The following is a 26,034-nucleotide window of genomic DNA, read 5'->3' as shown; positions in this document are numbered from 1 at the left end:
ATACCCATGACTCGCCAGAAGCGACGCACCGGACGCCGGCACCCGCTCGCCACCGTCGCGCTCCTCGCGCTCGGCCTCGTCTTCACCGGCGGCGCATACGCCGCGCTGAGCAGCGGCACGATCGCGCAGGCCGAGGTCGACCCGAGCTCGCAGCAGACGATCGAAGAGGGCAAGAAGCTCTTCCAGGCCAACTGCGCCACGTGCCACGGGCTCTCCGCCCAGGGCACCGACGAAGGTCCCAGCCTCATCGGCGTCGGCGCAGCAGCCGTCGACTTCCAGGTCGGCACGGGCCGCATGCCGATGCAGATGCAGGGCCCCCAGGCGCAGCAGAAGCCGCCGCAGTTCACCGACGAGCAGGTCAAGCAGCTGGCGTACTACGTCGCCTCGCTCGGCCCCGGCCCCGACATCCCCAGCGACCACCTCGTCAATGGCGGCGGAGACGCCGCGAACGGCGCGGAGCTCTTCCGCATCAACTGCGCGATGTGCCACAACGTCGCCGGCGCCGGCGGTGCGCTCACCGAAGGCAAGTTCGCTCCCCCGCTGACGGACGTCTCCGGCGTGCACATCTACGAAGCCATGGTCACCGGCCCGCAGAACATGCCCGTCTTCAACGACCTCAACATCTCGCCGGAAGACAAGCGCGACGTCATCACGTACCTCAAGTACGTGCAGGACAACCGCTCACCCGGCGGCATCGAACTCGGCTCCCTCGGGCCGGTCGCAGAGGGTCTGTTCATCTGGATCTTCGGTCTCGGCGCAATCGTCGCGATCACCGTGTGGATCACGGCGAAGTCCAACTAGCGCACGCCCCGGCACAGAAGTAGCTGAAGAAGGAGAACCATGGCACAGGACGACCACAGCGGCGCAGAGCTCGCCGCTGCCGACTCGTCGCACGCCGCGCACGACATCGCCGTCTCGCCGGGTACCGCGGTCATCGCCGCCGACTCGTTCGAGAACCCCGGCTTCCCGCCGCACCGGCCCCGAGTCACCGACCAGGAGCCGAAGCGCGAGAAGCGTGCCCAGCGCACCGTCTACACGCTGTTCTACCTGTCGATCCTCGGCAGCGTCTGGGCGATCGCCGCGTACATGCTGTTCCCGATCGAGTCCAACGACGTCGGTGCGGTCCGCCTGAACAACATGTTCTTCGGTCTCGGCGCGACCCTCGCCCTGCTCGCCATCGGTTTCGGCGTAGTGCACTGGGGCAAGGCGATCATGGCCGACGTCGAGCTCGTCGACGAGCGCCACCCCATCGGCGGCTCCCCCGAGACGCAGGCGGCCGCGGTCAAGGTCTTCGCTGACGCCGACCGCGAGTCGGGCTTCACCCGCCGTGCCGCGATCCGCAACAGCCTCATCGGTGCGCTGCTCGTCTTCCCGCTCCCCGCGATCGTGCTGTTCCGAGGATTCGCGCCGCAGGACCAGATGCCCGTCGAGCTGCTCAGCCACACGATGTGGAAGAAGGGCACCCGACTCGCGCTCGACCCGTCGGGCGTTCCGATCAAGGCCGGCGACGTCACCATCGGCAGCGCGTTCCACGTCATCCCCGAGGGTCTCCAAGACCTCGAGCACGGCAAGCTCGAAGAGAAGGCCAAGGCAGCGGTGCTGCTCATGCGCCTCGAGCCTGGCGAGCTCAACCATGCGCCCGGTCGCGAGAACTGGGCCTACGAGGGCATCGTCGCGTACTCCAAGATCTGCACGCACGTCGGATGCCCCGTCGCCCTGTACGAGCAGCACACGCACCACCTGCTGTGCCCGTGCCACCAGTCGCAGTTCGACGTCGCGAACGCCTGCGAGGTCATCTTCGGCCCGGCCGCTCGTCCCCTGCCTCAACTTGCGATCGACGTTGACGACGAGGGCTACCTCATCGCGCAGCACGACTTCACCGAACCCGTCGGTCCGAGCTTCTGGGAGCGCAATTGACCACCGCACCGTCCGCAACCGCGCCGCAGAAGCGGTCGTTCACGTCAGCTGCGTCCGTGTACGTCAACGAGCGCACGAGCATCGCGGGATTCGTCAAGGAGCTCGGCCGTAAGGCCTTCCCCGACCACTGGTCGTTCCTGCTCGGCGAGGTCGCGCTCTTCAGCTTCGTCGTCGTGCTCATCTCGGGCACCTTCCTGACGTTCTTCTTCCAGGCCTCGATGGTCGAGGTGCACTACGACGGCTCGTACGTGCCCCTCAAGGGCGTCGAGATGTCGGTCGCCATGGCATCGACGCTCGACATTTCCTTCGACATCCGCGGCGGGCTCTTCGTGCGCCAGATGCACCACTGGGCGGCTCTGCTCTTCGTCGCGGCCATCGGCCTGCACATGCTGCGCATCTTCTTCACGGGTGCGTTCCGCAAGCCGCGCGAGCTCAACTGGGTGATCGGCTTCACGCTCTTCATCCTCGCGATGGCCGAAGGCTTCACCGGTTACTCGCTTCCCGACGACCTGCTCTCGGGCAACGGCCTCCGCATCATCGACGGCATGGTCAAGGGCATCCCCCTGATCGGCACCTGGACCTCGTTCCTGCTGTTCGGCGGCGAGTTCCCGGGCACCCAGATCGTCGGCCGTCTCTACACGCTGCACATCCTGCTGCTGCCCGCGCTCGTCGTGGCGCTCGTCGCGCTGCACCTGGTGTTCGTCGTCGTGCACAAGCACACGCAGTACGCCGGCCCGGGCAAGAGCCAGCAGAACGCGGTCGGCCCGCCCATCCTCCCGATCTACGCGGCCAAGGCCGGCGGGTTCTTCTTCATCGTGTTCGGCGTGCTCGCGCTCATTGCCTCGATGTTCACGATCAACCCGATCTGGAACTACGGTCCGTACGACCCCTCCCCCGTCTCCGCCGGTACCCAGCCCGACTGGTACATCGGCTTCGCCGACGGCGCCCTGCGATTGATCCCGCCGGGCTGGGAGTTCGTCTGGCTCGACCGCACGTGGTCGTTCAACATCCTCGTGCCGTTGATCGTGATCGGCATCTTCATCGTGACCGTGCTGATCTACCCGTTCATCGAGGCGTGGGTCACGGGCGACAAGCGCGAGCACCACATCGCAGACCGGCCGCGCAACTCCCCGACGCGCACGGCGATCGGTGCTGCAGGTGTCACGTTCTACGCCGGCCTCTGGGCGGCGGCGAGCTCCGACATCCTCGCGACGCACTTCTCGCTCACGATGGAGGGCGTGATCCACGCGCTCCAGGCGGTCGTCATCATCGGCCCGTTCGTCGCCTACTTCATCGCGAAGCGCGTCTGCATCGCGTTGCAGAAGAAGGACCGCGAGATCGTGCTGCACGGCTACGAGTCCGGGCGCATCGTGAAGCTGCCCGGCGGCGAGTTCATCGAGGTGCACCAGCCCCTCGACGAGTACGACCGCTGGAGGCTCGTGAGCCAGGAGTCGTACGCGCCGCTCATGATCCGCCCCAACGCGCGGGGCAAGATCACCGCAGGCCAGCACGTTCGTGCGGCGCTCTCGCGCTGGTTCTTCGAAGACCGCATCGCGCCGGTCACGAAGGGCGAACTCGAGTCCGGCCACGACACCCACCACTGACGATCCCGTCAGAGAGATTCGGGCACCGCGCCATGTCGATCGATTCGACCTGGCTGCGGTGCCCGAACTGTTTCCACGATCTCGAGCCGGTCACCGAGCGAGTGCTGGGGTGCGAGTTCGGGCACCGATTCGACCTCTCGAAGCATCACAGCGTGACCCTGCTGCCGCCACGAGCGCCCCGCACGATCGGCGATGACCGTCAGATGCTCGAGGCTCGCGCCGAACTCCTGGAGTCCGGCGCCTACGCGCCGATCGCCGAGGCGCTCGTTGCGGCGATGCAAGCCTGGCGAGCGGGCGACGCTTCAGGGGCCGGTCTCAGTCAGCTCGATTCGTCGCGCGACGACGCATCGACAGCAACCCGCATCGCCGATCTCGGGTGCGGTACCGGCTATTACGCCGACGCGCTCAGGCACGCTGCGCCGGGCGCCTCCATCCTGCTCGCAGATCGGTCCCCTGCGGCCGTGCGCATGGCCATGAGGGCGGTCTCCGGCTCCACGGGCGTCGTGCTCGATCTCTGGCGGCCGCTCCCGATCCGCGACGACACAGCCGACATCGCACTCAATGTCTTCGCCCCGCGGAACCCTCCCGAGTACGCGCGCATCGTGCGTCCACGCGGGATGCTGCTCGTCGTGGTGCCGACGTCGGTGCACTTCGAGGAGCTGCGTCGCCTCGGCGCGGCGCTCGACATCCCCGAGGGCAAAGCCGAGTCCGTCTCTGCACAGCTCTCCGAGGTGGGTTTCGCAAAGGCCGGTTCGACGCGGGTCGAGTATCCCCTCGTCGCCGATGCCGAGACACGCGAGTTGCTCGTCGACATGGGTCCCGCCGCCCATCATCGGACCGACGGTGAGCGGTCGGCAGCATCCGATGCTCTCTCCGTGACCGTGTCGGTCGATGTCGTGACGTTCGTGCGTTCGCCTGCCGTTCAGTGACGGTCGACGATTCGCCTGGGTCTCGCCATCGATCGGCATCCGGACGAGAATGAAGCCATGGACGAGTGCTGCGATCCGCGGGTCCCATGCGGATTCGACGACGTCTTCGGCACCCGATTCGCCGCGAAGCTGGCGCGCCGCTATCGACGGCACGGCCTGACCGACTCCGAGCGCCGCGTGACAGACCGCATCTCGGCTCTCGGCGTCGACGGCAGGTCGGTCCTGGAGATCGGCGGCGGCATCGGCGCCATGCAGCTCGCACTGCTGGCGCGAGGTGCGGCGTCGGCCGTGAACCTGGAACTGTCGGACGCCTACGAAGGGAAGGCTGCGGAGTTGATTCGCCAGGCTGGAGTCGAATCCGCGGCAATGCGCATCGTCGGCATCGATCTCGCCGTGCCAGGCCACGACATCGCACCGGCCGATTTCGTGATCCTCCACCGTGTCGTGTGCTGCTATCCCGACTTCACGAATCTCCTCGGCGCTGCGGCCGCCCATGCGCGGCTCGCGATCGTCTTCACCTACCCGTCGCCGTCGTGGGTGACGCGCGCACTGGTTCGACTGGAGAACGCGTGGATGGCGATGCGTGGGAGTCGATACCGAGGCTTCATCCACTCCCCCGAGGCGATGATCGACGTGCTGCGACGCTCGGGCATGGTCGTCAGCGACCACGATCGCGTCGGCAACTGGAACGTCGCCGTGGCCCTCAGGGCACCGATCGGCAGCGCGGCGACAACGTCGACCGCCTGACGAATCGATGTCGCAGATACGCGAAGAGCCCCGAGACGGAAACCGTCTCGGGGCTCTTCGCGTTGAAACTCAGCGGGCGAAGTTACCGCGGTAGTACTCGTAGACCCAGCCGACGAGAGCGACGATTCCGAGGCCGACCGCGATGAACGAGATCCAGAACCCGATCGCGAGGCCCAGGAACATCAGCGCGGCAGCGGCGGCGAGCACGATCGGCCACCAGCTCCACGGGCTGAAGAACCCGAGTTCGGCGTCTCCATCGTCGATGTTCGCGTCGAGTCGGTCCTCGGGCAGTTCAGCGCCCTGCGCCTTGTGCACCCGACCGAGGTAGAACGCGATGAACGCGCTCAGGACCGCGGTCAGCGTGATGGCGACCGTGCCGGCCCACTCGGGGTGGTCGAGACCGTGCGCCGCGTTGTCGGCCCAGCTCCAGCCGATGTAGACGCCGGCGACGATCGCGAGGAAGACCGTCAGGATCCAGAAGAGGTTGACGTTGGCGCGCATTACTTGATCTCCTCCGTGGCAGCGTCATACGTAGGTGCCTGCGGTGCGTCCTTCGCCGGACCGATGCCGACCGGGATGCCGGCTTCGGGGTGGTTGAGGTCGAACGCAGGTCGCTCCGAACGGATGCGCGGGATCGAGGTGAAGTTGTGTCGCGGCGGCGGGCAACTGGTCGCCCACTCGAGCGAACCGCCGTAGCCCCACGGGTCGTTGACGGTGACCTTCGGAGCCCGACGAGCCGTGATGTACACGTTCAGGAAGAACGGGATCATCGAGACCGCCAGGATGCCGGCGCCGATCGTCGACAACTGGTTCATCCAGGTGATGTTGTCTTCGGGCAGGTACGAGTAGTACCGGCGGGGCATCGCCACGACGCCGAGCCAGTGCTGGATCAGGAACGTCGTGTGGAAGCCGATGAAGAGCAGCCAGAAGTGCCACTTGCCGAGCGTCTCGTTCAGCATCTTGCCGGTCCACTTCGGCCACCAGAAGTAGAAGCCGGCGAACATCGCGAAGACGACGGTGCCGAACACCACGTAGTGGAAGTGAGCGACGACGAAGTACGTGTCGGACACGTGGAAGTCGAGCGGCGGCGACGCGAGGATGACGCCGGTGAGGCCACCGAACACGAAGGTGATGAGGAAGCCGAGCGACCAGATGAGCGGCGTCTCGAAGGTGATCGAGCCGCGCCACATCGTGCCGATCCAGTTGAAGATCTTCACACCCGTCGGCACTGCGATGAGCATCGTCATGAGCGCGAAGAACGGCAGCAGCACGGAGCCGGTGACGTACATGTGGTGAGCCCACACCGTGACCGAGAGGGCCGCGATCGCGATCGTCGCGTAGATCAGGGTCTTGTATCCGAAGATCGGCTTGCGGCTGAACACCGGGAAGATCTCGGAGACGATGCCGAAGAACGGCAGCGCGATGATGTAGACCTCGGGGTGGCCGAAGAACCAGAACAGGTGCTGCCACAGGATGACACCGCCGTTGGCCGGGTCGAACACGTGGGCACCGAAGATGCGGTCGGCGCCGGCAGCCAGGATCGCCGCGGCGAGCACGGGGAAGGCCATGAGCACGAGGATCGACGTCACGAGGGTGTTCCACGTGAAGATCGGCATGCGGAACATCGTCATGCCGGGCGCGCGCATCGTGATGATCGTCGTGATGAAGTTCACGGCACCGAGGATCGTGCCGAAACCGGAGAGGCCGAGGCCGAGCATCCAGAGGTTTCCGCCGACACCTGGCGAGAACGTCGTCGACGCGAGTGGCTGATAGGCGAACCATCCGAACGACGCCGCACCCTGCGGGGTGAAGAAGCCGGCGACCGCGATCAGCGAACCGAAGTTGAAGAACCAGTACGCAAGTGCGTTCAGACGCGGGAACGCCACGTCGGGAGCACCGATCTGCAGCGGCATGAGCACGTTCGCGAAGCCCGCGAAGAGCGGAGTCGCGAACATGAGCAGCATGATCGTGCCGTGCATCGTGAAGAGCTGGTTGTACTGCTCACGCGTCTGGATGATCTCGAGGCCCGGCTCGAAGAGCTGCGCCCGGATGATCAGCGCCATGACGCCGCCGATGCAGAAGTAGATGAACGCGGTGATCAGGTACATGTACCCGATGACCTTGTGGTCGGTGGACGTGATCCACTTGACGAGGATGTTGCCCTTGCGTTCGACCTTGGAAGCGCCGAACGGAAGCGTGCTCGCAGAGGGGCGAGCCGGTGCGGTCGTGGTGCTCATCGCGGCTTAGTGCTCCTCTTTCAATTCGGGCGCGCCCGTACCGGGCAGGTTCTGGTTGCGGTCGTACTCGTTCGACAGCTGGCCTTCCTGGCCGGCGTCGCGGAGCGACTCGATGTAGTCGTCGTACTCGGCCTGCGAGACGACCTCGACGTTGAAGAGCATGAGCGAGTGGTACTCGCCGCAGAGCTCGGCGCACTTGCCCGCATACGTGCCTTCGCGCTCGGGCACGAACGACATGTAGTTGGTCTTGCCGGGGTACATGTCCTTCTTGTAGAGGAAGTCCACGACCCAGAACGAGTGGATGACGTCGCGCGACTCGAGTTCGATCTCGACGTTCGCCCCGACGGGCAGGTACAGGGTCGGCAGCTCCTCCTGGACGAGCGAACCCTTGGGTCCCTCTTCGGAGAGCTGGCCCTGGATGCCGGGCGAGTACACGTCTTCCTTGACGTAGTTGAAGTCCCACGCCCACTGCTTCGCGATGACCTCGACCTTGACGTCGATCTGGTCTTCGGCGAAGCGCTGCTCGATCGCCGCCTGGTCGCGTGCGGTGAAGGCGAAGAAGCCCAGCACGAGGATCAGCGGGATGATCGTGTAGAAGACCTCGATCGGCATGTTGTAGCGAAGCTGCACCGGGAGGCCGGTCTGGCCCTTGCGGCGGCGGTACGCGACGACGGCCCAGATCGTGAGGCCCCAGGTGATGACACCCACGATGAGCAGCACGATCCACGAGGTGACCCAGAGGCCTGAGACGCGCTCGGTGTGATTCGTCACCGGCGCCTCCCCCTCGACGAATCCGGGGAGGAATCCGTTCAACTGGGCCTGCGTGCACCCTGCGAGGACGAGACTGAGCGACGCTGCGATCGGGATTGCAGCCCATCGGAGTCGGCGGTTGTTGCGCACCGGTGACCTTTCGGGAGACTCGAAGGCGCTTCACAGTGAAGCGCGGTGATCGGTGTCTAGCCTACTCCGACTCGACCCCCGGGGTGTGCACTCGGGGCCGGTGTCGGGCGCGTCGATCCACTGATTTCCGGCTCCATCGGTGAAAACACAGAAGGGAGGCCGCTCTCGCGACCTCCCTTCGGAGCTGATCAGGATGCGTCAGTGGAACGAGTCACCGCAGGCGCAGCTGCCTTCCGCGTTCGGATTGTCGATCGTGAAGCCCTGCTTCTGGATCGTGTCCTCGAAGTCGATCGATGCGCCATCGAGGTACGGCACGCTCATCTTGTCGACGACGACCTCGACGCCCTCGAAGTCGACGACGGCATCGCCGTCGAGCAGGCGCTCGTCGAAGTAGAGCTGGTAGATGAGGCCCGAGCAGCCACCGGGCTGAACGGCGACGCGCAGACGCAGGTCGTCGCGGCCCTCCTGCTCGAGGAGGCTGCGCACCTTGTCGGCGGCGGGGTCGCTCAGCTTCACGCCGTGCGCGGTCTCGATGATCGTGTCGCTCATGTCTCTCCTCGGTGCGTCAGGGAACGCGGAACCTGCTTCCATGGTAACCGCAGGAACGGTGGTCGCGCCCTGCGCGCTCTCAGGAATCGCCGTTCCGTTCGTCGAGGCGGGCGAGGAAGAGCGCCTCGCTGAGCAGGGCTCGCTGGAACACGCCGAGGTGCAGCGACTCGTTGGGGCTGTGCGCACGTGAGTCGGGGTCCTCGACACCGGTCACGAGGATCTGCGCGGCGGGGAACTCCGCGACGAGCTCGGCGATGAACGGGATGGATCCTCCGACGCCGATCTCGACGGGCTCCTTGCCCCAGGCCTCCGCCATCGCCGCGTTCGACTCGGCGACGGCCCAGCCCGAGGTGTCGACGAGGAACGGGTTGCCGAGCTCCACCGCGTCGAACTCGAGCTTCGCGCCGAACGGCGCCCGTGCTTCGAGGTGCGAGCGGATGGCCGCGAGGGCGTCGACGTCGCGCTGGCCGGGCGCCACGCGAGCGCTCACGCGAACGGCGACGCTCGGCACGAGCGTGTTGGATGCGTTCGCCACCGTGGGGGCGTCTATGCCCGTGACCGTGATGGCCGGCTGCGCCCAGATGCGGGAGAGGATCTCGCCGCGCCCGATCGGCGAGACACCGTCGAGCAGCCCGGTCTCGGCGCGGAGCTGGGCCTCGTCGTAGGCCGGCGTCTCGAGGTCGGCTGAGGTCAGCCCTTCGACGGCGACGGAGCCGTCGGCATCGTGCAGGGTCGCGAGCAGCTGGATGGCGGCGAGCATGGCGTCGGGCACCGCTCCCCCGAACATGCCGGAGTGCGAGGCGTGCGCGAGCGTCGACACCCGCATGCGGAAGGCCACCGCTCCGCGGAGCGCGACTGTCAGGGCCGGCGTCTCGACGTCCCAGTTGCCGGAGTCGGCGACGACGATCGCGTCGGCTTCGAGCAGGTCGCGGTTCTCGTGCAGGAAGTTGGCGAACGAGAGCGAACCCGACTCCTCCTCCCCTTCGATGAAGAGCGCGATGCCGAGGTCGAAGTCGGTGCCGAGCACCTCCGTGAGCGCGCGGATGGCGCCGATGTGGGCCATCACGCCGGCCTTGTCGTCGGCAGCGCCACGGCCGTACAGGCGGTCCCCGCGAAGCGTCGGCTCGAACGGCGACGACTCCCAGTCGGCGTCGTCGCCGGGCGGCTGCACGTCGTGGTGCGCGTAGAGGAGGACGGTCGGACGTCCGTTGCGCGCAGCACGGCGCGCCACGACGGCAGGCTTGCCGAGCGCGGCATCCGGGCCTTCGCCCTCGCCGATCGCGGCGCGACGGATCTCGACGAGGTCGAAGACGCCGAGGCCGCGCACGAGCTCGGCGACCGCCTCGGCACTCGCCTCGACGTGGGCGTCGTCGAACGCCGCCCACGACACCGAGGGGATCTTCACGAGCCGCGTGAGATCGGCGATAGTGGTTGGGAAGGCGGCTTCGACGGCGCTGCGCAGCGCATCGCTCGTGGAGGTGGGGTCGGAAGTTCCGCCGGCGGCGGGATGAGACTCGGTCATGCCGGTAATCTTAAGGGGACCGATTCGAGGAATCCCGTGGCCAAGAACCCGAACAACACCGAAGAACCGAGCGCCCAGACGCCGAAGCAGGCAGAGACGCTCGAAGAGACCCAGGCTCGCCTGAAGGCCGGCAAGGGTGCGCCCACGCCGAGCCGTGCGCAGCAGGAGGCGGCGCGCAAGCGTCCGCTCGTGCCGAACGACCGCAAGGAGGCGGCGAAGCAGGCGCGCAGCAAGGCTGCCGAGTCGCGCGAGCGCGCCCGCATCGGCATGGCGGTCGGCGACGAGCGCTACCTGCCCGCCCGCGACCGCGGCCCCCAGAAGAAGTACGTGCGCGACTACGTCGACGCGCGGTTCTCCATCGGCGAGGTCCTCATCCCCGTGATGTTCGCCGTCATCCTGCTGACCTTCGTGCCGAGTCCCGAAGTGCAGTCCATCGGCATCCTGGCGCTCTGGGCGTTCTTCCTCGTCGCGGTCATCGACTCGGTCGTGCTCGGCTTCATCGTCACGAAGAAGCTCGCCGCCAAGTTCGGCGCCGACAAGGTCGAGCGCGTGCGCTGGTACGCCGCGATGCGCGCGCTGCAGCTGCGCCCGCTGCGCCTGCCGAAGCCGCAGGTCAAGCGCTGGAACTACCCCGAATGATCGGATGGCTCGGGGCGGCGCCGTCGCCCGCCTCGGGCCCCGTGATCGTCGACTGCGTCAGTTGCGGCTGAACACTCCGCCGCGGATGAGCGGAACCCGGGTCTCCTCGTCACTGAGCGACCCGTGCTGGCCGATCATGGCTTCGGCCTGTCGGTTCGGCTCCCGCCGGTCGTAGTACGCGATGCCCGCGCGAGCCGCGATCACGACGTCGCCGATGCGGTCGCGCACCTCATCGGCGACCTCGCCGTAGAGCCCGGACTCGATCGCCTCGTCACGGCTCAGCACCCACGACCGGTGGCCCTCGGCTGCGCGCCAGCCCTCGACGAGCGCGGTGCGAGCGGATGCCTCGAGCCCGGGTTCGAAGTAGAGGGCCACGCAGCGCGGCTCTCCCCCGACGTGACGCACCCCGACGAGCAGCTCCGGCCGGTCGTCGACGAAGACGTGTCGGTGCGCGGGCACATCGACCACCCCGTGGTCGGCGGTGACGAGCAGGCCCGTGCCACGCGGCATCCGTCGTTCGAACGCCGCGAGCTCGGCGTCGAGCGTCTCGAGCTGGCCGAGCCACTTGTCGGACTCCCAACCGTGCGCGTGGGCGGCCTGGTCGAGCTCGGGGACGTAGAGGTAGACGACGGCGCGCTCGCCGGTCGCGAGGATGCGGTCGGCTTCGGCGAACCGACCGGCGACGGATGCGCCGGGGCGGTACTCCGCCCCGCGGAGGACGGCGCGGGTGAACCCCGAGTCGGAGTAGCGCGCCGCGCCGATCGCGTAGCTCGCGATGCCGGCCTCGCGCATCGTCTCGAAGAGCGTCGGAAGCCGCTGCCAGGTCTCGGGCGGCATGCCCGCGTCCCACCCGCTGAGCTGGTTGACGAGACGATCGTGGGCGGCGTCGAGCACGCGGTAGCCCACGAGGCCGTGCTCCCCGGGAGGGCGGCCCGTCGCGAAGGTCGCGAGCGCTGCCGCGGTCGTCGAGGGGAACACGGTGCGCAGCACGTCGCGCCTCGCCATGCGCGAGGCGAGGAACCTGGCGTGCCCGGCCCGCGCCTGGATGTTCGAGGCGCCCAGCCCGTCGACGAGCACCACGACGACGGCCGATGCCGGAGGAAGGCCCAGTTCGTTCGGGAGGCCCTGGACGGCCGACATCGAACTGCCGAGCACCCCGGCAAGGCGCGGGGCGGTGTCGGCGGGCACCGGTAGCATGGCAGACATCGCGCCCAGTCTGGCACAGGCCGGGCGCGCCCCTGTTTCCCGCGTGCCCGGCACGCCCGCCCCAGAGACGACGGATGACCCGAGCAAAGAATCAGCCCGCTGAAGACCCGATCGTCGAGCGCATCGAAGACGTCGACGTCGCCGCAGAGATGCAGGGCTCGTTCCTCGAATACGCGTACTCGGTCATCTACTCCCGGGCCCTGCCCGACGCCCGCGACGGTCTCAAGCCCGTGCAACGGCGCATCCTGTATCAGATGACCGAGATGGGGCTTCGACCCGATCGCGGCCACGTCAAGTCGGCGCGCGTCGTCGGCGAGGTCATGGGAAAGCTCCACCCGCACGGCGACACCGCGATCTACGACACCCTCGTGCGCATGGCGCAGGCCTTCACGTTGCGCGTGCCCCTCATCGACGGCCACGGCAACTTCGGCTCGCTCGACGACGGCCCCGCAGCCTCGCGCTACACCGAGGCCCGTCTCGCCTCCCCCGCCCTGGCGATGACCGAGGGCCTCGACGAGAACGTCGTCGACTTCGTGCCGAACTACGACAACCAGCTCACCCAGCCCGAGGTGCTGCCTGCGGCCTACCCGAACCTGCTCGTCAACGGTGCGAGCGGCATCGCGGTCGGCATGGCGACCAACATGGCGCCCCACAACCTCATCGAGGTCGTCGGCGCTGCCCGGCACCTCATCGCGCACCCGAACGCCACGCTCGACGAGCTCATGGAGTACGTCCCGGGCCCCGACCTGCCCACGGGCGGCACGATCGTCGGCCTGTCCGGCATCAAAGACGCCTACGCCACCGGCCGCGGCAGCTTCAAGACGCGAGCCAAGGTCAGCGTCGAGTCGATCACGGCTCGCAAGACCGGCCTCGTCGTCACCGAGCTGCCCTACCTCGTCGGCCCCGAGAAGGTCATCGAGAAGATCAAAGACGGGGTGAACGCCAAGAAGATCAACGGCATCTCCGACGTCACCGACCTCACCGACCGCACGAACGGTCTGCGGCTCGTCATCGGCATCAAGACCGGTTTCAGCCCCGAAGCGGTGCTCGAACAGCTCTACCGGCTCACACCGCTCGAGGACTCGTTCAACATCAACAACGTCGCCCTCGTCGACGGCGGCCCCCAGACCCTCGGATTGCGCGAACTGCTCCAGGTCTACGTTGCGCACCGCATCTCGGTCGTCACCCGCCGATCCGAGTACCGCCTGGCCCGTCGTCGCGAGCGGCTCCACCTCGTCGACGGGCTGCTCATCGCGATCCTCGACATCGACGAGGTCATCCAGCTCATCCGGGGCAGCGACGACACCGCCGCAGCCCGCGCCCGCCTCATCGAGGTCTTCGACCTGAGCCAGGTGCAGGCCGACTACATCCTCGAGGTGCAGCTCCGTCGACTCACGAAGTTCTCGCGCATCGAGCTCGAGGCCGAGCGCGACAAGCTGCGCGCCGAGATCGCCGAACTCGAGGCGCTGCTCTCGAGCCGGCACCGCATCGAGGCCCTCGTGTCCGATGAGCTCGCCGAGATCGCCGAACGGTTCGACACTCCCCGTCGCACCCTGCTCACCGATGCCAGGCCGAGTATCGCCGGCGCAGCGGCCAAGCGCGCCGCCGCGATCCTCGAGGTCGCCGATGTGCCGTGCCGGGTCTTCCTCTCGGCCACCGGCCGCATCGCGCGCGTCGACCTGCCGGTCGGCGACGACGGTCCCCCGGTCATTACCGTGCCCGCCCGACGCAGCAAACACGATGCGATCCGCTCGACGCTCGACACGACGAGCCGGGCCGAGATCGGCGCGGTCACGAGCCTCGGCCGACTCATCCGATTCACGCCCGTCGACCTGCCGATGCTGCCTCCGACCTCGGTGCAGCTCGGGGCGGGGGTCAAGATCGGCGACTACCTGGCGCTGCCGAACCGCGACGAGAAGGTGCTCGCGATCGTCTCCCTCGACGCCGATCGCTCGATCGCGCTCGGCACGAAGCAGGGCGTCGTGAAGCGCGTCGCGACCGGCGCCTACCCGAACAAGCCCGAGTTCGAGGTGATCGGGCTGAAGGCCGGCGACGAGATCGTCGGCGCCGTGCAGGGCGACGAGGGCGACGAACTCGTGTTCGTGGCGAGCGACGCGCAGTTGCTGCGCTTCCCGGCTTCGTCGGTACGCCCGCAGGGTTGCCCGGCAGGGGGCATGGCCGGCATCAACCTCGGCAGCGGCGCGCACGTCGTGCACTTCACGAGCCTCGCCTCGAATGACGTGCCGCAGACCGTCGTCGTCACGATCGCGGCGACGACCGACACGCTCCTCGGCACCGACCCCGGCAGCGCCAAGGTCAGCGACTTCACCGAGTTCCCGGCGAAGGGCCGAGCGACCGGCGGTGTGCGGGCGCAGCGGTTCCTGAAGGGCGAAGATGCGCTGCACCTCGCCTGGGTCGGTCCCTCCCCCGCCCTCGCCGTCGGCCCTGACGGCACGGCTCGCACCCTGCCGGACAGCGGGGCCAAGCGAGACGCCTCCGGACAGCCCCTCGAGGCCGTCGTGGGTGCGATCGGCACGCGCATCGGCTGAACGACAACCCGGGCTTGACGCCGGCACTGCCGAGGAGCATATTCGGCCGTGCCGGCCGGTGAACGCCGCGTTCGCTCGCGCCGGTCCACGGGCGAACGGGAGCATTCATGGCGCACGCGACGTTGCACGACATCGCAGGGAACGTGCTGGAGCCCGGCGACGACGGGTACGACGAGGCCCGCACGGTCTGGAACGGCATGATCGACCGGCATCCACGCTACGTCGTCTGTTGCACTGATGCGACCGACGTCGCCGCCGCGGTGCGGTTCGCAACCCGGAACGACCTCGAGATCGGCGTGCGCTGCGGTGGCCATGGCATCGTCGGGCACGCCGTACCCGACGGCGGTCTCATGATCGACCTCCGCCCCATGGGCGACGTGCAGGTCGACGCGGTCGGACGGCGGGCGCGAGTGCAGGGCGGTGCTCTCCTCGGCGCTCTCGATCGAGCCTCGCAGGAGTACGGCCTCGCGACGACAGCGGGCAACGTCTCGCACACCGGCGTCGGCGGGCTCGCACTCGGCGGCGGCATGGGGTGGCTCGCGAGGCGCCTCGGGCTCGCCTGCGACAACGTGGTCGCATTCGAGCTCGTCACGGCCGACGGCGAGTCGCTTCGGGTCGACCACGACTCGCACCGCGAACTCGACTGGGCGCTTCGCGGTGGCGGCGGCAACTTCGGTGTCGTCACCGCGTTCGAGTTCGCACTGCACCCGGTGCCCGGCGACGCGATCGCCGTCGAGTTCCACTTCTCGCTCGATGGCGGCTCGACCACCGCCGCGATGCGAGCGTGGCGGGACCTCAGCATCGACGCCCCACGCGAGGCGACCTTCACCGCGACGATCTCGGGCCGGACGCTCGCCCTCGGCTTCGTGTGGGTCGGGGATGCCGTCGACGCTCGTCGCCACATCGACTCCCTCGAGACCCGCCTGCGCCAGGCGGCCGAGCCGATCGCGAACTCCGTCGATCCGCTCAGCTACTTGCAGCTGCAGACACGCGAAGACGACGTCGAGGGCCACGCTTGGCGCCGGTACTGGAAAGGTCACTACTTTCGCGAACTCGCCGATGACCTGATCGACGCTCTCCTCGACCGCGATGACGACCTCGCGCCCGACGTGAGCCTCCAGGCCTACGGCGGCGCCATCGCAGACGTTCCCGGCGACGCCACCGCCTTCTCGAGGCGCGACACCGCGTTCGAGTTCGTCGCCGCCTCCCGCTGGCGCTCGCCCGACGAGGATGCGCCGCGGATGGCGGCCGCCCGCCGCTACGCGAGCGGAATGGACGGCTACGCCAGCGGCGCCTACGTCAACGTGCTCGGCGATGATGGAGCCGCGGGTCTTCGGCGCGCGTACCCGACCGAACAGCTCGCACGATTGACCGCCGTCAAGGACGCGTACGATCCCGGCAACGTCTTCCACCTGAATCAGAACATCAGGCCGACCGATGGTCGCGCCGGTCACGCCTGACGCGGAACACCTGGAAATCCTTGACACGCAGGAATCGCACAGGCTACTTTTGTGCCCACTTCGGGGGACAAGCAATGACGCTCATCCACGGGCAACGACGCCCGTTCCATGGACCCGAATCCGCTCGCCGACCAGGCGAACGGAGATCGCTCATCTCAGAAGGAGCACACTGCATGAGAATCACGAGAACACTCGCGCTCGCCGCCACCGCGGCGGCCGCGCTCGCCGTCGGCACGGCAATCCCGGCCGCCGGCGCAACCCCGCTCGATGACGTTCCCTCCTACCAGGAGTTCGCGGAGTCGACCTACCGAGACGTCGACGGCAGCTACATCGTCAACGGAGACGAGGTGCTCTCGGACAAGGGCGACCTGAAGAAGTTCTACGACCTGCTCGTCGGTCCTGAGACGCCGACCGACGGTCTCATCGTCAACACGGTCAACGGCGCCGACGACAAGTGGTCGGCCTCGCAGGTCGGCAATCTCACCTACTGCGTCAGCACGAAGTTCGGAACGCGTCACGCCGACGTCGTCAACGCGATGGCGAGCGGCGCAGCACTCTGGGAGTCCGCATCCTCGAAGATCAACTTCGTGTACGTGGGCAGCGCCGACGGTCAGTGCACGACGCGGAACAAGTCGGTGCTGTTCTCGGTCGAGCCGGTGCAGACCTCGCAGTACATCGCCCGCGCGTTCTTCCCGAGCACGGCCGATCGTCAGCAGAACGTGCTCATCGACGACTCGATCTGGAGCTCCGGCTCCTGGACGCCGACCAACATCCTCGGGCACGAGCTCGGCCACACCCTCGGGTTCCGGCACGAGCACACGCGCCCGGAATCGGGCACGTGCTTCGAAGACAACAACTGGCGGCCGCTGACGCCGTACGACTCGTCATCGATCATGCACTACCCGCAGTGCAACGGTTCGTCCGACGACCTGTCGATGACGAACTCCGACCGCACGGGGGCCGTCGCGCTCTACGGCAACTGAGTCACCGCGCGCTCATCGGAGCGTTGTCAGAGTCCGCTGGGCTCGGTCGTCCTCGACCGGGCCCAGCGGCATGTCGTGAGTCGAAGCCCCGAGCACCGGTCGAACGTCACGCGTCGATGCGGTCGCGCTCGAGCGCGTCGGAACTCTCGATGATGAACTCCTTGCGAGGCGCGACATCGGTGCCCATGAGCAGCTCGAACACCCGACCGGCATTCTCGGCGTCGCCGATGCCCACGCGACGCAGTGTGCGCTGCCGGCGATCCATCGTCGTGGTCGCGAGCTGATCGGCATCCATCTCACCGAGGCCCTTGTACCGCTGGATAGGGTCTTGATATCGCTTCTTCTGGCGATCGAGCGTCGCGAGCACGCCCTTGAGCTCGGCTTCGGAGTACGTGTAGATCGTCTCGTTCGGCTTCGAACCCGGGTTCATGACAACGACCCGGTGCAGCGGCGGCACCGCGGCGAAGACTCGGCCGTGCTCGATCATCGGTCGCATGTAGCGGAAGAAGAGGGTGAGCAGCAGCGTGCGGATGTGCGCCCCGTCGACGTCGGCGTCGGCCATCAGGATGACCTTGCCGTAGCGCGCGGCCTCGAGATCGAAGCTGCGACCCGACCCGGCGCCGATCACCTGGATGATCGATGCGCACTCGGCGTTCGCGAGCATGTCGGCCACGCTCGCCTTCTGCACGTTGAGGATCTTGCCGCGGATCGGCAGCAGAGCCTGGTGCTCGCTGTCGCGGGCGAGCTTGGCGGTCCCGAGCGCCGAGTCGCCCTCGACGATGAACAGCTCGCTGTGCGAGACGTCATTCGATCGGCAGTCGACGAGCTTCGCGGGCAGCGACGAACTCTCGAGCGCGTTCTTGCGGCGCTGCGTCTCTTTGTGGGCGCGGGCGGAGATGCGGGACTTCATCTCGGCGACGACCTTGTCGAGCAGCAATGCCGACTGGTTCTTGTCGTCGCGCTTGGTGGAGGAGAAACGCGCACCCAGCTCTTTCGTCAGCACGCTCGAGACGATGGCGCGCGCCGCAGGAGTGCCGAGCACCTCCTTCGTCTGGCCCTCGAACTGCGGCTCGGGCAGACGCACGGTGACGACCGCGGTGAGCCCCGCGAGCACGTCGTCCTTCTCGAGCTTGTCATTGCCGGCCTTCAGGCGACGGGCGTTGAGCTCGACCTGCTGGCGCAGGAACTTCAGGAGCCCCTGATCGAACCCGGCCTGGTGCGTGCCGCCCTTGGGCGTGGCGATGATGTTGACGAACGAGCGGATGACCGTTTCGTAACCGGTGCCCCAGCGCAGCGCGATGTCGACCACGCACTCGCGCTTCAGCTCGGTCGGCACCATCGCGCCGCCATCGGTGAGCACGGGCACCGTCTCGGTGAAGTGGCCGATGCCGGTCAGGCGCCAGACGTCGGTGAGCGGAGCATCCGTCGCCAGGTGCTCGACGAACTCGGAGATGCCGCCCTCGAACTGGAAAGACGTCGTGTGCGGCGCCTCGCCGCGTTCGTCGGTGACGTCGATCGCGAGCCCGGGGACGAGGAATGCGGTCTGCCGCGCGCGACCGAGCAGCTCCTCGGTCTGGAACTCGGCGCCCTTCGTGAAGATCTGGCGATCGGCCCAGTACCGGATACGCGTGCCGGTGACGCCCTTCGCCACCTTGCCGACCACGCGGAGCTCGCTGCGCTGCTCGAACGGCGTGAACGGTGCGTCGGGCGACGGCGCACCGGAGTCGGCGAAGTTGCCGGGCTCACCGCGGTGGAACGACATGGCCCAGGTCTTGCCATCGCGATCGACCTCGACGTCGAGACGTTCGGAGAGCGCGTTGACGACCGAGGCGCCGACGCCGTGCAGGCCGCCGGAGGCCGCGTAGGAGCCCGACCCGAACTTGCCGCCCGCGTGCAGCTTCGTGAACACGACCTCGACGCCCGACAGCCCGGTCTTGGGCTCGATGTCGACCGGGATGCCGCGCGCTCGGTCGCGCACCTCGACGCTGCCGTCGGGGTGCAGCGTCACGCCGATCTCGGTGCCGTGACCCGCGAGCGACTCGTCGACGGCGTTGTCGATGATCTCCCAGAGGCAGTGCATGAGCCCCCGGGAGTCGGTCGAACCGATGTACATGCCGGGTCGCTTGCGCACGGCCTCGAGGCCCTCGAGCACGGAGAGATGGCGGGCGGAATAATCGGAGCTCACGTCGAACAAGCCTACTGAGCGCCGCCGACACATCCATTCAGCCACTACGCGCTGAGCGAAATGCCCGGCCCAACGGAAGGAACCTGCCCTCACTCGTGTTTTCATTGATGAACGGAACACCACGCGTGAGCGACGAAGGAGGAGCCATGACCCAGTACACCGAGACCACCGGTGCGGTCGATGAACTCGAGACCCCTTACGAGCTCACCGCGCTCGATCGATGCGATGCCTGCGGTGCGCAGGCGTACATCCGCGTCGTCGTCGCGAGCGGCGAACTGCTGTTCTGCGCCCACCACGGCCGCAAGCACCAGGAGAAGCTCTCGCAGATCGCGCACAGCTGGCACGACGAGTCGAGCAAGCTGCTCGCCGACCGCAGCTGACCCACCGGTTTCACGAACGAACGCCCCGGCTCGTCCGGGGCGTTCGTCGTTTCACCACTCGGGACGACGCGTGAGCACGGCTCGCCGACGCCCGGGTCGACGTGCGCACGTCCGACATCGCAGCGCGCGAACGCGTCAGGTCGTGGGCAGTGAGACGCCCGCCGCAGCCAGCTGCGCGGCACGAGCTGCCGAGGCGTAGGCGTCGACGGCCTGCGCCTGCTCCCCCGCCACGTATTCGAGCCCGGCCCTGGAGGCCATGGTCTCGAGCAGGCGATCGGCGAACACGGGGTTCTTGGCGAGCACCGGGCCGTGCAGGTGGGTGCCGTAGACGTCGCCCATGACCGCGCCCTCCTGCCCGGAGTCGCGGCCGTTGCCGTGACCGGCACGGATGCGGCCGAGCGGGGATGCCTCGGCGCCGACGTAGTCACGCGCGTGGTTCTCGAATCCGACGAGCATTCCGAAGCGCGGACTCTTCACCACGACGTCACCGGTCACGCGACTCGCGCGCGGCACCGAGCGGCCGGGCAGGATGCCGAGGCCCTCGACGCTCCGACCGCTCGCGAGCTCGATGCCCCAGCTCAGCAGCTCCCAGCCGGTGCCGATCGAGAGGATCGGCACGCCCTCGGTGCCCCACCGGCGGAACTCGTCGTGCATCGTGAGGAGCAGCCCGCGGCTCTCGTCGAGCGACGAGTCGCTCCCGGACCCGAGCACGATCGCGTCGACGCGCGGCGGCAGCTCTGCGGCCGACTCGACCTCGACGACCTCGGCGTCGAGGCCGGCCCACCGCGCGCGCGTCGAGAGCACGCGGGCGTTCTCGGCATCGCCGTTCGTGTTCTGCAGCCGGGGAAGCAACGAGACGATCGTGAGGGTCATTCTGCTCCAGCGAGTCCGAGGTGGGCACGAGTGCGGCGCATCGCGTCGGCGGTGAAGACGATCGTCTTGACGCCGGAAGCGGGTTCCGGCATCGCCAGGAAGTCGTCGACGGCCGTACCGAGGTCGGGCTCGACGCGATCGATCTCGACTCCGTCGTAGGCGAGCATGAGCGCGGCCTCGGCCGACTTCGAACCCGACACGATGGAGACCCTCCCGAGGGAGCCGGCATCCGTCGGCCAGAAATAGGAGGGATCGCGCACATCGGAACCGATCGCGAAGAGAATCTGCTCGGTGCCCGGCGCGATGCTGTCGACGTTGAGCTGGTAGCTCGCAGGGTTCTGCACGAGCACGAACTCGACGTCGTGGCCGCGAACGACGGTGCGCTCGCCACGCCCGAACACGGCGGGGATCGCGCTCAGCGCGTCGGCCGCGGTCGAGCTGGAGAAGCGGTCGCCGAGCACCGCCTTCGCGGTGGCGTACGCGGCGGCCGCATCGACGGCGTAGTGCACGCCGCGTGCCGGCAGGCCGATCGAGACGGATGCCCCGGCGTCGTCGAGCACCGCAGCGGCGCCGTCGACCGCCTCGACGAGCACATCGGTGCCGGTCGAGAGCCGGGTGTCGCTCGTCTCGGTGTAGCCGAGGCCGCGGGGCGACGCCGCGAGCACGGATTCGGTGACGCCGAAGCGGTGCACGGCGACCTCGGGGCGCACCCGTTCGGCGAGGCGCTCGAGGTACGCGTCGTCGGCGTTCACGACGATCGACTCGCCGGCCCGTGCCGCGATGCGGCCGAGCATTGAGGCGACCATCTCGGAGTCGTGGAACCGGTCGATCTGGTCGACCATGACGTTGGTGAGGCATACGACGCGGGCGTCGACGCCCTGCATGACGAGGGCGCCGTGGCCCTCGTCCATCTCGAGCACCGCGACGTCGCCTGGCACGCGCCCGCGCCAGTCGGCCTGTTCGAGCAGGGCGGAGGTGAGGCCCTGGCTGATGTTCGCCGTCGACGGATTGGTGAAGACGTCGACGCCGTGCGCACGGAGGATCGCGACGAGCATCTTCGTCGTCGTCGACTTGCCGCTCGAGCCCGAGACGACCACGAGCCCCTCGGGGAAGCCGGAGAGGGTGCGCTTCAGGTACTTCGGTGCGATGCGGTTGACGACGAGGCCCGGAACAGCCGACCCGCCGCCGGGCTTGCGCAGCCGGGCGGCGAATCGGGTGAGCCTGCCGACGAGGATCGCCGGGGCGTAGCGCACTGGCGGCCTACTCGAGGTAGTCGCGGAGCGACTGCGAACGCGAGGGGTGACGCAGCTTCGCCATCGTCTTCGACTCGATCTGGCGGATGCGCTCGCGCGTCACGCCGAAGGTGTCGCCGATCTGGTCGAGGGTCTTCGGCATGCCGTCGCCGAGGCCGAAGCGCATGCGGATGACGCCCGCCTCGCGCTCGCTCAGCGAGTCGAGGAGCGACTCGAGCTGCTTCTGCAGCATCGTGAAGCCCACCGCGTCGGCCGGCACGACCGCCTCGGTGTCCTCGATGAGGTCACCGAACTCGCTGTCGCCGTCTTCACCGAGCGGCGTGTGCAGCGAGATGGGCTCGCGGCCGTACTTCTGCACCTCGATGACCTTCTCGGGGGTCATGTCGAGTTCGCGGCTGAGCTCTTCGGGCGTGGGTTCGCGACCCAGGTCTTGGAGCATCTGGCGCTGCACGCGGGCGAGCTTGTTGATGACCTCGACCATGTGCACGGGGATGCGGATGGTGCGAGCCTGGTCGGCCATGGCGCGCGTGATCGCCTGGCGGATCCACCACGTCGCATAGGTCGAGAACTTGAAGCCCTTGGTGTAGTCGAACTTCTCGACCGCACGGATGAGCCCCAGGTTGCCCTCTTGGATGAGGTCGAGGAACTGCATGCCGCGACCCGTGTAGCGCTTGGCGAGCGAGACCACGAGGCGGAGGTTCGCGCCGAGCAGGTGGCTCTTGGCGCGCTGGCCGTCTTTCGCGACCCACTGGAGTTCGCGGCCGAGCTGCGAGCGCTTCTCGGCGTCGGTCATGTGCGAGAGCTTCTCTTCGGCGAACAGGCCCGCCTCGATGCGCATCGCGAGCTCGACTTCTTCGGCCGCGTTCAGGAGCGCGACCTTGCCGATCTGCTTCAGGTAGTCCTTGACGGGGTCGGCCGTCGCGCCGGTGATGGCGCTCGAGTAGACCGGGACCTCGTCTTCGTCGTCGACGGCGCGCAGCACGAGCGCGCCGGTGGGATGCGGCTCGACCGCGACGGCCTTCGTGTCGTCGTCGTCGCCGTCGGCTGCCGAATCGTCGGCGCCCTCGACGACCTCGAGGTCGACGACCTCTTCGCCCTCATCGTCGTCGCTCTTGGCCTTCGCCTTCGCGCGTGGCTTCGTCGCGGTCTTCGCGGTAGTTGCGCGCGGCGTCTTCGTCGCGGGGGTGGCCGCGGCTTTCGCCGTCGTCTTCGCGGCGGTCGACTTCGCGGCGGTCGCGCGCTTCGCAGCAGGCTTCTCCGCCTCGCTCGCAGCCGTCGTCGCTTTCGTCGTTGCCATTCGTTACCTCTCCTACCGTCGTGCCCGCGTGCCCTCGCGGACTCGGCTATGCACTCGGTCCGGTCGTTTTCGGACACTATGAGGACCCATGTCAAGTCCGCTGCATCGGCATGGTCTTTCACCACGCCAGCGGGCCAGAACGGGTCCTGCCCCCATTATACAGACGTCAGCTCCGCAGTACGCCTGATCGGGGTCCGACTCGCCCTCTCGTTGCTACAACATCGAGCCGCCGACGGGCATTCCCCCGCGGCTCAGCGCCCGCGCGGCGTGTCGTCGTCGTTCGCGCGGCGGAAGGCGAGGAACTTCTCGAGCTCGGCGGCGATCTCGTCGGCCGACGGCAGTTCGCCGTCTTCGTCGGTGAGGGGCGACCGGAGCGTGGTGCCCTCCATGTACGAGTCGTGCCGCTGCTCGAGCGTGCCGACGAGCTTCGCGAGCTCGGCGTTCTCGGAGACCTGCTCGTCGATGCGGGCGACGAAGTCCCGGCCCTGCTCGCGCAGCGCGTCGGTCGGGAAGATGCGCCCGGTCGCGGCACTGATCGCCTCGAGCGCGGTGATCGCGGCCGAGGGGTACTCGGCGTCGGAGAGGTAGTGCGGAATCAGCAGCACGAACCCCGTCGTGGGGTGATCGAGCGCCTGGAGCCGGAATTCGACCAAGTGGAGCACGTTGGCGGGCACCTGCGTCGTCGGGCGCCAGATCGACATCGCCTCGATGAGTTCCGAGCGGTTGCCGCTCACGGTCACGCCGACCGGTCGGGTGTGCGGCACGGGCATGGGGATCGAGTTGATCCACGTGGTCGACGACACCTCGAATCGCTCGATCAGGTCGAGCACCGCCGAGCTGAACCGCTGCCACTGGTAATCGGGCTCGAACCCGGTGAGCAGCAGGAACTGCTGGCCCAGTTCGTCGACGGCGAGGTCGAGACTCAGGCGCGGTGGCGTGTAGTCGGTGAGGTGGTCGCCCTCGAACAGGATGATCGGTCGGCGGGCGCGGTAGTCGAGCAGCTCGTCGGCCTCGAAGGATGCCACGACGGTGCTGTCGAGCGTTGAGAGCAGGTACTCGGTGGTCTGCGCGACGGCTCCGCCGGCATCGGCGTAGCCGGTGAGCCCCGCGACCAGCGGAAGCCCGGCGGGAACGTTCACGTCGGGGTTCAGCTCGTACAGGGAGCGGGGGTCTCGCATGCTTCCAGCCTACTGACGCCCGTCGCGGCCTCCTCCGGGTCACCGGTCGTCGACGTGATGCCGAGAGCGAACACGTACGATCGACCGCATGGCTGTTCCCACCCTCTCCGTGACCGACTCCCCCGCCTCCACCTCCGACGCCGACGTCGTGCTGCTGGCCGTCCGAAAGGGGGCCGAGGGCCCGGAACTCCTGGCCGAGGCCGGCTTCGAGTGGGTCGGCCCCGCGCTCGAGGCGCTCGAGCTGAGCGGCGCGGCCGAGGAGTTCACCCGCATCCCCGGCACGCCCGGCGGCCCGCGCGTCGTCGCGATCGTCGGCGTCGGCGAGCGAGCGGATGCCGCGAGCCTCCGTCTCGCCGCAGGTGCCGCCCTCCGCCAGCTGAAGGGCGAGCTCACGGTGGCGATCGCCGTTCCGACGGACGACGCCGACGCGGCAGCAGCCCTCCTCGAGGGCGCCGGCCTGGGCGCATACGGCTACGACGGGTTCCGTTCGGAGCCGAAGCCCCGCCCGACCGCCATCGTGCTGCACTCCGTGCTCGACGACGCCGTGGTTAGCGTCGACCGGGTCCGAGCGGTCGTGACGGCCGTCGCGACGACGAAGGACCTCGTCAACATGCCACCGGCCGACCTCTCCCCCGCACGGCTCGCCGACATCGCCGTCGAGACCGCCGCGGCCGTCGGCATCGCTGCGAAGGTCTGGGACGAGCAGGCACTCGCCGACGACGGCTTCGGCGGGATCCTGGCGGTCGGCCAGGGCTCGAGCCGCGGCCCCCGACTCGTGCGCCTCGACTACACGCCGGCCGGGGCATCCGTTCACCTCGCCCTCGTCGGCAAGGGCATCACGTACGACTCGGGCGGCATCTCGCTGAAGCCCATGAACTCCCTCGTCGGCATGAAGACCGACATGGCGGGCGCCGCGACGGTGCTCTCGGCCATGGTGGCCCTCGCCGAGATCGGCGTGCCGCTCCGAGTGACCGGCTGGCTCTGCATCGCCGAGAACCTGCCCTCGTCGACCGCGGTGCGGCCGAACGACGTGCTGCGCATCCGCGGCGGCAAGACCGTCGAGGTCATCAACACCGACGCGGAGGGCCGACTCGTGCTGGCCGACGGACTGGTGGCCGCGAGCGAGGAGCAGCCCGACGCGATCGTCGACGTCGCGACCCTCACCGGCGCGCAGATGGTCGCCCTCGGCCACCGCATCGCAGGCCTCATGGGCGACGACGACCTCGTCGGACGGGTGCGGGCCGCCGCGGACTCGGTCGACGAGTCGACCTGGCCGATGCCGCTCCCCCGCGACCTCATGCAGTACCTGAAGTCCGATGTGGCCGACCTCGCGAACACCAAGCTCGGCATGACCGTGCCGGGGATGCTCCTCGCGGGCGTCTTCCTGCAGGAGTTCGTCGGCGTCCGCGGCGAAGCCGAGACCCGGATCCCGTGGGCGCACCTCGACATCGCGGGGCCCTCCAACAACACCGCGGCCGGCTACGGCTTCACCGGGTCGGGCGCCACGGGGGTCGCCGTCCGCACGCTCGTCCGCCTGGGCGAGCAGCTCGCCGCAGGGTAGTAAGGTCATATGGGCGAGAACGTCGCCCATACACCCTGTCCCGGCAACGAACCGGGGGCAGTCCG

At 68.3% G+C, this 26,034-nt stretch carries 22 protein-coding genes; 11 read left to right on the top strand and 11 right to left on the bottom strand.

Annotated features, from left to right (window positions below):
- Window positions 1-6 precede the first annotated feature (6 nt).
- The 5 genes from qcrC to ESP57_RS01370 all read left to right on the top strand — a co-directional run bounded on the left by qcrC (window position 7) and on the right by ESP57_RS01370 (window position 5,197).
- Window positions 7-801, top strand: a complete 795-nt coding sequence (gene qcrC, locus ESP57_RS01390) for a cytochrome bc1 complex diheme cytochrome c subunit (protein WP_056008747.1) — start codon at window positions 7-9, stop codon at window positions 799-801.
- Window positions 802-840: 39 nt separating this feature from the next.
- Window positions 841-1,917, top strand: a complete 1,077-nt coding sequence (gene qcrA, locus ESP57_RS01385; RefSeq protein ID WP_056008744.1) for a cytochrome bc1 complex Rieske iron-sulfur subunit — start codon at window positions 841-843, stop codon at window positions 1,915-1,917.
- A complete protein-coding gene (gene qcrB / locus ESP57_RS01380; RefSeq protein WP_056008741.1) occupies window positions 1,914-3,521 on the top strand; it encodes a cytochrome bc1 complex cytochrome b subunit in 1,608 nt (535 codons plus the stop codon). Before qcrA ends, qcrB begins: the two co-directional genes overlap by 4 nt.
- Before the next feature lie 152 nt (window positions 3,522-3,673).
- Window positions 3,674-4,450 (top strand): methyltransferase domain-containing protein, encoded by a 777-nt coding sequence (locus ESP57_RS01375; protein ID WP_165877350.1) that lies wholly within the window; start codon window positions 3,674-3,676, stop codon window positions 4,448-4,450.
- 57 nt (window positions 4,451-4,507) lie between these two features.
- On the top strand, window positions 4,508-5,197 hold the full coding sequence (locus ESP57_RS01370) for a methyltransferase domain-containing protein (protein WP_207904458.1): 690 nt from the start codon (window positions 4,508-4,510) through the stop codon (window positions 5,195-5,197).
- A gap of 69 nt (window positions 5,198-5,266) precedes the next feature.
- Here the strand turns inward: ESP57_RS01370 and ESP57_RS01365 are convergent, their stop codons facing one another.
- From ESP57_RS01365 to ESP57_RS01345, 5 genes are all read right to left on the bottom strand, one after another.
- Window positions 5,267-5,698 (bottom strand): cytochrome c oxidase subunit 4, encoded by a 432-nt coding sequence (locus ESP57_RS01365; RefSeq protein ID WP_129230319.1) that lies wholly within the window; start codon window positions 5,696-5,698, stop codon window positions 5,267-5,269.
- On the bottom strand, window positions 5,698-7,434 hold the full coding sequence (gene ctaD / locus ESP57_RS01360) for an aa3-type cytochrome oxidase subunit I (protein ID WP_056008730.1): 1,737 nt from the start codon (window positions 7,432-7,434) through the stop codon (window positions 5,698-5,700). The genes ESP57_RS01365 and ctaD overlap by 1 nt, the downstream gene beginning before the upstream one ends.
- Before the next feature lie 6 nt (window positions 7,435-7,440).
- The gene (ctaC, locus tag ESP57_RS01355) at window positions 7,441-8,334 is read right to left on the bottom strand and encodes an aa3-type cytochrome oxidase subunit II (RefSeq protein ID WP_115958034.1); all 894 of its coding nucleotides are present in this window, start codon (window positions 8,332-8,334) and stop codon (window positions 7,441-7,443) included.
- A 198-nt stretch (window positions 8,335-8,532) separates the two neighbouring features.
- Window positions 8,533-8,883 (bottom strand): iron-sulfur cluster insertion protein ErpA, encoded by a 351-nt coding sequence (erpA, locus tag ESP57_RS01350; RefSeq protein WP_022894430.1) that lies wholly within the window; start codon window positions 8,881-8,883, stop codon window positions 8,533-8,535.
- 79 nt (window positions 8,884-8,962) lie between these two features.
- Complete coding sequence (locus tag ESP57_RS01345) at window positions 8,963-10,405, bottom strand: dipeptidase (RefSeq protein ID WP_129230317.1); 1,443 nt, start codon at window positions 10,403-10,405, stop codon at window positions 8,963-8,965.
- Window positions 10,406-10,441: 36 nt separating this feature from the next.
- On the opposite strand from ESP57_RS01345, the gene ESP57_RS01340 reads away from it, so the two are divergent.
- Window positions 10,442-11,044, top strand: coding sequence for a DUF3043 domain-containing protein (locus ESP57_RS01340; RefSeq protein ID WP_056008717.1), 603 nt, complete (start codon window positions 10,442-10,444; stop codon window positions 11,042-11,044).
- 57 nt (window positions 11,045-11,101) lie between these two features.
- On the opposite strand, the gene ESP57_RS01335 is transcribed toward ESP57_RS01340, so the two are convergent.
- Window positions 11,102-12,250 carry an alkaline phosphatase family protein gene (locus ESP57_RS01335; protein WP_129230313.1) on the bottom strand — a complete coding sequence of 383 codons (1,149 nt, stop codon included), beginning with the start codon at window positions 12,248-12,250 and terminating at the stop codon, window positions 11,102-11,104.
- Between the two features lie 74 nt (window positions 12,251-12,324).
- Between ESP57_RS01335 and ESP57_RS01330 the strand changes: the two genes are divergently transcribed.
- The 3 genes from ESP57_RS01330 to ESP57_RS01320 all read left to right on the top strand — a co-directional run bounded on the left by ESP57_RS01330 (window position 12,325) and on the right by ESP57_RS01320 (window position 17,242).
- Window positions 12,325-14,799: a DNA gyrase/topoisomerase IV subunit A gene (locus ESP57_RS01330; protein WP_129230311.1), complete on the top strand. Its 2,475-nt coding sequence runs from the start codon at window positions 12,325-12,327 to the stop codon at window positions 14,797-14,799.
- A gap of 107 nt (window positions 14,800-14,906) precedes the next feature.
- A complete protein-coding gene (locus ESP57_RS01325) occupies window positions 14,907-16,259 on the top strand; it encodes an FAD-binding oxidoreductase (protein ID WP_115958044.1) in 1,353 nt (450 codons plus the stop codon).
- 173 nt (window positions 16,260-16,432) lie between these two features.
- Window positions 16,433-17,242 (top strand): M57 family metalloprotease, encoded by an 810-nt coding sequence (locus ESP57_RS01320; RefSeq protein WP_056008706.1) that lies wholly within the window; start codon window positions 16,433-16,435, stop codon window positions 17,240-17,242.
- Between the two features lie 106 nt (window positions 17,243-17,348).
- Here ESP57_RS01320 and ESP57_RS01315 read toward each other — a convergent pair whose 3' ends face one another.
- Window positions 17,349-19,460, bottom strand: a complete 2,112-nt coding sequence (locus tag ESP57_RS01315) for a DNA gyrase/topoisomerase IV subunit B (protein WP_115958046.1) — start codon at window positions 19,458-19,460, stop codon at window positions 17,349-17,351.
- Window positions 19,461-19,573: 113 nt separating this feature from the next.
- On the opposite strand from ESP57_RS01315, the gene ESP57_RS01310 reads away from it, so the two are divergent.
- A complete protein-coding gene (locus ESP57_RS01310) occupies window positions 19,574-19,807 on the top strand; it encodes a DUF7455 domain-containing protein (protein ID WP_056008697.1) in 234 nt (77 codons plus the stop codon).
- Window positions 19,808-19,942: 135 nt separating this feature from the next.
- Here ESP57_RS01310 and ESP57_RS01305 read toward each other — a convergent pair whose 3' ends face one another.
- The 4 genes from ESP57_RS01305 to ESP57_RS01290 form a co-directional block, all read right to left on the bottom strand.
- Window positions 19,943-20,680, bottom strand: a complete 738-nt coding sequence (locus ESP57_RS01305) for a type 1 glutamine amidotransferase (RefSeq protein ID WP_115958048.1) — start codon at window positions 20,678-20,680, stop codon at window positions 19,943-19,945.
- The gene (locus ESP57_RS01300; RefSeq protein WP_115958050.1) at window positions 20,677-21,933 is read right to left on the bottom strand and encodes a Mur ligase family protein; all 1,257 of its coding nucleotides are present in this window, start codon (window positions 21,931-21,933) and stop codon (window positions 20,677-20,679) included. The genes ESP57_RS01305 and ESP57_RS01300 overlap by 4 nt, the downstream gene beginning before the upstream one ends.
- Window positions 21,934-21,940: 7 nt before the next feature.
- A complete protein-coding gene (locus ESP57_RS01295) occupies window positions 21,941-23,230 on the bottom strand; it encodes an RNA polymerase sigma factor (protein ID WP_056008684.1) in 1,290 nt (429 codons plus the stop codon).
- 251 nt (window positions 23,231-23,481) lie between these two features.
- Entirely contained in the window at window positions 23,482-24,408 is a 927-nt protein-coding gene (locus ESP57_RS01290) for a proteasome assembly chaperone family protein (RefSeq protein WP_056008681.1), read from the bottom strand.
- Window positions 24,409-24,496: 88 nt separating this feature from the next.
- Here ESP57_RS01290 and ESP57_RS01285 point away from each other — a divergent pair, with 88 nt between their 5' ends.
- A complete protein-coding gene (locus ESP57_RS01285; RefSeq protein ID WP_129230309.1) occupies window positions 24,497-25,969 on the top strand; it encodes a leucyl aminopeptidase in 1,473 nt (490 codons plus the stop codon).
- Window positions 25,970-26,034: the final 65 nt, after the last annotated feature.

Source organism: Agromyces fucosus (assembly GCF_004134865.1).
Taxonomy (GTDB): domain Bacteria; phylum Actinomycetota; class Actinomycetes; order Actinomycetales; family Microbacteriaceae; genus Agromyces; species Agromyces fucosus.
Note: the sequence above shows the minus strand (reverse complement) of the source record. Positions and strands in the feature narration are given on the sequence as shown.

Coding starts and splice junctions, on each gene's coding strand:
- ESP57_RS01305 (WP_115958048.1), bottom strand. CDS start 20,680: ATGACCCTCACGATCGTCTCGTTGCTTCCCCGGCTGCAGAACACGAAC.
- ESP57_RS01330 (WP_129230311.1), top strand. CDS start 12,325: ATGACCCGAGCAAAGAATCAGCCCGCTGAAGACCCGATCGTCGAGCGC.
- ESP57_RS01365 (WP_129230319.1), bottom strand. CDS start 5,698: ATGCGCGCCAACGTCAACCTCTTCTGGATCCTGACGGTCTTCCTCGCG.
- ESP57_RS01335 (WP_129230313.1), bottom strand. CDS start 12,250: ATGTCTGCCATGCTACCGGTGCCCGCCGACACCGCCCCGCGCCTTGCC.
- ESP57_RS01345 (WP_129230317.1), bottom strand. CDS start 10,405: ATGACCGAGTCTCATCCCGCCGCCGGCGGAACTTCCGACCCCACCTCC.
- ESP57_RS01285 (WP_129230309.1), top strand. CDS start 24,497: ATGGCTGTTCCCACCCTCTCCGTGACCGACTCCCCCGCCTCCACCTCC.
- ESP57_RS01290 (WP_056008681.1), bottom strand. CDS start 24,408: ATGCGAGACCCCCGCTCCCTGTACGAGCTGAACCCCGACGTGAACGTT.
- qcrC (WP_056008747.1), top strand. CDS start 7: ATGACTCGCCAGAAGCGACGCACCGGACGCCGGCACCCGCTCGCCACC.
- ESP57_RS01325 (WP_115958044.1), top strand. CDS start 14,907: ATGGCGCACGCGACGTTGCACGACATCGCAGGGAACGTGCTGGAGCCC.
- ESP57_RS01315 (WP_115958046.1), bottom strand. CDS start 19,460: ATGTGTCGGCGGCGCTCAGTAGGCTTGTTCGACGTGAGCTCCGATTAT.
- ESP57_RS01310 (WP_056008697.1), top strand. CDS start 19,574: ATGACCCAGTACACCGAGACCACCGGTGCGGTCGATGAACTCGAGACC.
- qcrA (WP_056008744.1), top strand. CDS start 841: ATGGCACAGGACGACCACAGCGGCGCAGAGCTCGCCGCTGCCGACTCG.
- ESP57_RS01295 (WP_056008684.1), bottom strand. CDS start 23,230: ATGGCAACGACGAAAGCGACGACGGCTGCGAGCGAGGCGGAGAAGCCT.
- erpA (WP_022894430.1), bottom strand. CDS start 8,883: ATGAGCGACACGATCATCGAGACCGCGCACGGCGTGAAGCTGAGCGAC.
- ctaD (WP_056008730.1), bottom strand. CDS start 7,434: ATGAGCACCACGACCGCACCGGCTCGCCCCTCTGCGAGCACGCTTCCG.
- ESP57_RS01320 (WP_056008706.1), top strand. CDS start 16,433: ATGAGAATCACGAGAACACTCGCGCTCGCCGCCACCGCGGCGGCCGCG.
- ESP57_RS01370 (WP_207904458.1), top strand. CDS start 4,508: ATGGACGAGTGCTGCGATCCGCGGGTCCCATGCGGATTCGACGACGTC.